Source organism: Hyunsoonleella sp. 2307UL5-6, from assembly GCF_047345485.1.
GTDB lineage: Bacteria > Bacteroidota > Bacteroidia > Flavobacteriales > Flavobacteriaceae > Jejuia.
Window position 1 is genome coordinate 1,512 of the sequence record NZ_JBLFEN010000002.1, and the last position, 7,086, is coordinate 8,597.

The 7,086-nt window shown below is 33.7% G+C and carries 3 protein-coding genes; 2 read left to right on the forward strand and 1 reads right to left on the reverse strand.

Annotated features, from left to right (window positions below):
* On the reverse strand, window positions 1-4,148 hold a 4,148-nt coding region (locus tag ACKGJY_RS03480), incomplete at its 3' end, for an Ig-like domain-containing protein (RefSeq protein WP_413972467.1).
* Between the two features lie 545 nt (window positions 4,149-4,693).
* On the opposite strand from ACKGJY_RS03480, the gene ACKGJY_RS03485 reads away from it, so the two are divergent.
* Together ACKGJY_RS03485 and ACKGJY_RS03490 are read left to right on the forward strand one after the other, a co-directional pair.
* Window positions 4,694-6,283 carry a peptide chain release factor 3 gene (locus ACKGJY_RS03485; protein WP_413972468.1) on the forward strand — a complete coding sequence of 530 codons (1,590 nt, stop codon included), beginning with the start codon at window positions 4,694-4,696 and terminating at the stop codon, window positions 6,281-6,283.
* Window positions 6,284-6,410: 127 nt separating this feature from the next.
* On the forward strand, window positions 6,411-6,626 hold the full coding sequence (locus tag ACKGJY_RS03490; protein ID WP_413972469.1) for a (4Fe-4S)-binding protein: 216 nt from the start codon (window positions 6,411-6,413) through the stop codon (window positions 6,624-6,626).
* Window positions 6,627-7,086 lie beyond the last annotated feature (460 nt).

A 7,086-nucleotide genomic window follows, 5' to 3' on the forward strand; every position in this document is an offset into this window, starting at 1 on the left:
TCATCTAATCCTGCTGTTGGAGTCCATGCATATGTAAAGCCTGCTTGGGCTGCAGTTCCTAATGTTGCATTTGTATTTGTACAATCTATTGTTGCATCTGCTCCTGCATTTGCGGTTGGTAAATCATTATCTACAGTTACAATAACAGTATCTGCTGTACTTGAACAACCTGTTGCCGTTTCTGTTACTACTAAACTATATGTTGTGGTTGCAGTTGGTGTCGCTACTGGTTGTGCGGCAGTTGCATCATCTAATCCTGCTGTTGGAGTCCATGCATATGTAAAGCCTGCTTGGGCTGCAGTTCCTAATGTTGCATTTGTATTTGTACAATCTATTGTTGCATCTGCTCCTGCATTTGCGGTTGGTAAAGTATTTACAACTAATGTAATACTATCTTCCTCTGGACAAGAATTGTTATTTGTAGTTACTTCAACAGTATATCCCCCGGCATCTGCTAATTCAGCTGTTGTTATATTTAAAGTACTTGAAGTTGATAAAATTGTAGTTGGAGCTGAATCTTTGTACCATCTATAAATGAAATTTGCAGCAACTAAAGGGGTTGTAGTATCATCTGATGTAGCACCTGTAGCTCCAAAGTCAGTAACTCTAATACCTGTAGCTGTAGCTGTTAATGTAATGTCATCATCAATACAAACTTCGGCTGGATCTGGTGTTATTATTACCGAAGAAATAGTATCACTTGCGGTAACAGAAGCATTTGTTCCTGGATAGGTAGCAGCAGCATCTGCCACTGTACCATCTGCATTAACACCACCTCCGGCAAGCGTTAATGGATCTCCGGTTCCAAATTGTCCGCCATCACCACCATCAGCATTACTATCAGCGTAAGCTTCGTTGGCATCACTACAGTTATCGTTGTCGCTATCTAAATCGAAACTATCAACTATACCATCACGATCTGTATCATTATTATTACATGATGAGTTATTAAATATAGAAGCACCAATTGCATCTATATTAGCATTTGATATTGTAAAGTCATTTTCTAAAATATAAATACCTCCTTTTTGTTGTACACCATCTGAATTTTGACCAACACTAGCTGCTTGATATACTGATATCGTAGCATTATAAGTATTTGATAAACGTAGGTATTCTCCAAAATCATTTAATGCTTCTGGCGATGTAGCATCACCCTCATTTACTAAAGCAGTAATACCAGGAAAGGGTAATCCAAAGAAATTACTACGTGAAGCATCGGTAAATATAAAAAAGGCTGAAGGATTAGCTAATTGACCTCCAGTATCGAATAGTCCATCATCAATCATTTGGTCTATAGACTCCGGCAAATGATCTTCAGCAAGACTAGGGTCATTAGGTATTGAGATTGTAGGATTTGAGACATAATTAGAACGTATATTATAAGTATGATTTCCAAAATCTCCCTCTAGTGGGCCACCATATTGTATCACTGCAATTTCTACGTTACCTCTACTTTCTAAATCATCTGCAAGATTCTGTAAAGATACTGTTAAATCAGCTCTATCTATGTTACTTATTGAACCAGAATCATCTACAATAAACACAACCCTTCTTGTATCTGAGATGCTACACTCTAATTCTACAGCATCTAATATTCCATCATTATCATCATCTAAATCACAAAAATCTGGAACACCATCTAAATCATTATCTGCATTATCATCACCTCCCGGGCAAATATCGTTAACATCTAGAACGCCATCAGCATCACTATCGGCTGGCGTTACAGTAAGTGTTGCACAGTTAATTTCTCTAACACATACATTATTATTATGAGTAACTAACAAACAGTACTGTGTACCATCTAATCCGGTTACATCATTTATACTTAAAGCCGAGGAATCTTCTCCTGAATAATTAGTATCCGAAGCCAAAATTGCAACACCACCTGAATCTGGATCACCAATATACCACTGATAAACGATATCAGATGTGGTGTTAGATCCTGCACTATAATCTGGTGTACCTCCTGCAAATACTGAAGTAGTAACAGCAGTTGCTGGTAACATTTCAAAAATTGAACTTGCACCATCCATAGCAGTTTTATCTACTAGTGCTGTAGCATCAACAGTTACTTGTGTTGCTTGTGTTACACTAGCATTTGTTCCTGGGTAGGTAGCAGCAGCGTCTGCCACTGTACCATCTGCGTTTACACCACCTCCGGCAAGCGTTAATGGATCTCCAGTTCCAAATTGTCCGCCATCACCACCATCAGCATTATTATCAGCGTAAGCTTCGTTAGCATCACTACAGTTATCGTTGTCGCTGTCTAAATCAAAACTATCAACTAAACCATCATCGTCTGTATCTCTACAAATGAATGGATCTGAAGTTGCATTTTCTACAAAAGCACTATTTCCTTGGTCATTTACAAATGGAATAGCTGCCATAATCAGATCTCCTTGTATTGAAGAAACCACTGTAAAACTACTAATCACCACATCATTGGGCACACCAAAATCAGTAAATTCTACAGGAAGCGAGGCTACTGTATATCCAGCCGTTTCTATATTACTTTGAGAATTTATTCGAACAAACTGGTTTCCCGAGCCACAATCAACCACACCTCCAGTTCCATGTGCAATAGTTATTGGCCCGTATATATTCCCATCTACGTCTTCAAGGGTTACTTCAAAATTATCTTGACTAAACACGGCATCAAATAAATACATATCTGCCCCTACCACATTTTTTGCACCAGAAGTTCCGTTTGCACCAAAAAAACACTCAAATCCTTGAGGAACAGGACTGCCAAGACCAAGGTTTACCATACATATATTGGGGCTAAAGCCTTCAACGACATCAGGTCCAAATCCATCACCGTTTGTTGTGGTATCTGTAAAGCCCACAGCTACAGCTTCTTTAATAAAGGACCTTGTTTCATCAAAAACAAGCCCGCTGCAAAGATTAACTGGAACCACTGGTGTTGTTTCAACCGTTGTCGATGGAGGAACACAGCCTTCATCTGTATCCAAAATACCATCATTATCATCATCTAAATCACATTCATCACTAATACCATCACTATCGTTATCAGGGTTTCCTGATGCTATAGCATCACATGGATCAACAACTGTAATTTGTAAATTTCCTTGATCTGAGCTCACGCCTAAATCATCTTCTACTGTAAATAAAATAGAAGCATCACCTATATAATCTGTTTCAGGAACAAAACTAACATTACCAGTATCATCAACAGTATAAGTACCAACACCAGGTATCACTAATGGGTTTCCAACTGTGCCTTGATTAGCAGGGTCATTAGGATCGGTTAAACGTACTGTAGTCGGGTCTAAGTTTCCATCTGGATCACTAGATCCTGTTAAAACATTAGTACTAAATGTAGCATTAGAACTAATTATGTTTCCAAGATTATCAACAACTACTGGAGGATCATTAACATCAGTTGTATCATCAACATCAAAGGTAACTTCTCCTAAAAAACCTATAGAATTTTGTCTATCACCACTGTCATTAGAACTCCCTGTTCTAAAATTAACTACACTAATATTTGTATAATTTACCGTAACAATAAATTCTGTATTAACCACATCAATACCTGCTGCAAAATCAGCATCACTTTGAAATCTTGTCCAAGGGCCATTTTGAGAAACCACTAAATCAGTAGGAGGTGTAGTGCCACCTTCTATTGTGTAAGAATCTGTCACTATTACTTCAAGGTACTCAAACCCATCAACATCTATAGCTTCTAATTCAAATGTATCTAATCTAGCTCTAACACCAACATCGTTTGCATCAGTAACTGTTCCGTCTAAAACAAATTCTATTTGCCATTCTACATAACCGTCTCCAGGCCCAGTATTTACTGTTGGTTCAAACCTATCGTCTGCCCCTAAAGTAGAATCAACGGTAAATGAACCTGCAAAAGGCTCATCTAAATTTACTTTATCAACAATAGTAACTATAGCATCAATAAATATACCATCAGCAGAAGTTTCAACATTTTGATATATGTATTTAGCACCTATTTGCTCATCGGCAGCACCATTAGCTAATAAAGTTGGCCCTTGTGAGAGATCAAACGTAGGTTGAGTTTGTGCTATTAAGCGTTTATTTGGTAATAAATATAATACTAAGAATAAAATTAAAGATTTTATAAAAAGTAATTTAGTAAAATTAGTCATAATGCTAATAGATGAGTTAATAGTTTATTTGATAATATTTATATAAAAATGATTCAAAATACATTTTTTATAATAGGGATGTTTGTTTTATAAATGTAATTGTACTCGCTAAAGTGCATATTATGTTTAATTAGTAAATAAATTTATTGTTTTACAGTTTTTCTAATAAAAATTTCGGCATAATTGAGAGACAAATGTTTTATAAATACTATAAACTGTAAATTTTACCGTTAAAACGACGAATTTAACATATGTTAATAAAAAAGACAAATTTTTTTAACAAAATATTAAATTGAAAAAAATATGTTATTGAGTTAAAAACTTTATTGCCATTCATTAGGTTATATTTCACTTATATTAATTAGGACACAATATAAAGATAAAGTCACTTTTATAATTTCTACAAAAATAAAATAAACTCAATTTAACTATTTGAAATTTCGCTTAATGCACATTTAGCTTCTTTGAAAGCATAGCTTTTATAGATAAGTGGTAGTTAAAACCCCTAATAATAGTATCTTTGAAAACTATTTGTAAAATCATATATGAGTTTTTTAAAAGAAATACAAAGAAGGCGTACTTTCGGAATCATATCCCACCCTGATGCGGGTAAAACCACTTTAACCGAAAAATTATTGCTTTTTGGTGGCGCCATACAAGAGGCAGGTGCTGTAAAAAGTAATAAAATAAAAAAGGGAGCTACTAGCGATTTTATGGAAATTGAAAGACAACGTGGAATTTCTGTAGCTACTTCTGTTTTAGCATTTGAATATGACGGTATAAAAATTAATATTTTAGACACACCAGGACATAAAGATTTTGCAGAAGATACCTTTAGAACCCTAACTGCTGTTGACAGTGTTATTGTAGTTATTGATGTTGCTAAAGGAGTTGAGGAACAAACAGAAAAACTTGTTGAAGTTTGCCGTATGCGAAACATACCCATGATTGTTTTTATTAATAAATTAGATAGAGAAGGAAAAGATGCTTTTGATTTATTAGATGAAGTGGAGCAAAAATTAGGATTGAAAGTAACCCCTTTAAGTTTCCCAATAGGTATGGGTTATGAGTTTAAAGGTATTTATAATTTATGGGAAAAGAATGTTAACCTATTTAGTGGAGATAGTAGAAAAGATATCGAAGAAACTACTGAAATTTCTGATTTATCTTCACCAGAATTAGATAGTCTGGTAGGAGAAACTGCAGCAGATACATTACGAGAAGAAATAGAACTTGTTGAAGGTATATATCCTTCATTTGATAAAACGGCATATTTAGAAGGACACTTACAACCTGTGTTTTTTGGATCTGCATTAAACAATTTTGGAGTTAGAGAATTACTAGACTGTTTTGTAGAAATTGCGCCTAAACCTAGAGCTAAACAAAGTGAAGAGCGTTTGGTAAAGGCAGATGAGAAAAAGTTTAGCGGATTTGTGTTTAAAATTCATGCTAATATGGATCCTAATCATAGAAATAGATTAGCCTTTGTTAAAATAGTATCAGGTGAATTTAAACGAAACACGCCTTATTTACATGTAAGACATAATAAGAAGGTTAAATTTTCAAGTCCAAATGCTTTTTTTGCTGAAAAGAAGGAGATTGTAGATGTTTCTTACCCAGGAGATATTGTTGGTTTACAAGATACAGGTACATTTAAAATAGGTGATACTTTGACCGAAGGTGAACTTTTAAACTACAAAGGCGTTCCAAGTTTTTCTCCAGAACATTTTAGATATATTAATAATGCTGACCCTATGAAATCTAAGCAACTTAATAAAGGGATAGACCAACTTATGGATGAAGGCGTTGCACAATTATTTACTTTAGAATTAAATGGAAGAAAAGTAATTGGTACAGTTGGCGCATTACAATATGAAGTGATTCAATATAGACTTGAACACGAATATGGTGCAAAATGTACTTATGAAAACTTAAATGTGCATAAAGCATGTTGGGTAGAGCCTACGGATGAAAAAAATGAAGAATTTATAGAATTTAAAAGAGTAAAACAACGTTTTTTAGCAAAAGACAAACAAGAACAATTGGTGTTTTTGGCAGATTCTGTATTCTCTTTACAAATGACACAACAAAAATACCCAAGTATAAAATTTCATTTTACATCTGAATATCAATAACTTACAATTATATTTAATTAAAATAGTCGTTAATATCTTATTTTAAGTAAGTTGACGAGTTTTTAATCACAAAAAAATATCATTTTATAATTTGTGAAGTAAATATCAACCCCAAATTGATAAAATTATGGAAATAGAGGCTAAAAAATTTAGTAACAAAGAGATAAATGTAACCTACGATCCTTGTATATGTAAACTTTCAGGCATTTGCGCAAAAGAATTATCACATGTTTTTAGTGATAATATTATCCCTTGGATAAATCTCAATCAAGACGCAACTGATACAATTATTCAACAAATAAAAAAATGTCCATCTGGTGCGCTTCAGTATATAAAAATTTAAACTTTATTTAGATTCTGAAAATAATTTCGTCTGCAAATCCCATATAAAGAATTTTAAAAGATCTTATTTTTCCCAATACACAATCACATTAGGAAATAATGATTCAGCCTTAAACTTATGCTTTTAACGCTCAATTTTTTTTAATTATAAATAAAATCAATAGTAGTTCATTTTATTGATTATTAAAAACTATTGAAAAACAAATCGAATTAGTGGTTGTTCGAAAAAACCATTTCGAACACCTACGAATAAGTAATATTAATTAGATAAATTTAAATTAGGCTTGACCTGTTGGTCCAAAATTCAATGTCATCGGTGGTTGTTCGAAAAAAACATCTCGAACACCTAAGAATAAGTAATATTAATAAGATAAATTTAAATTAGGCTTGACCTGTTGGTCCAAAATTCAATGGCATCGGTGGTTGTTCGAAAAAAACATTTCGAACACCTAAGAATAAGT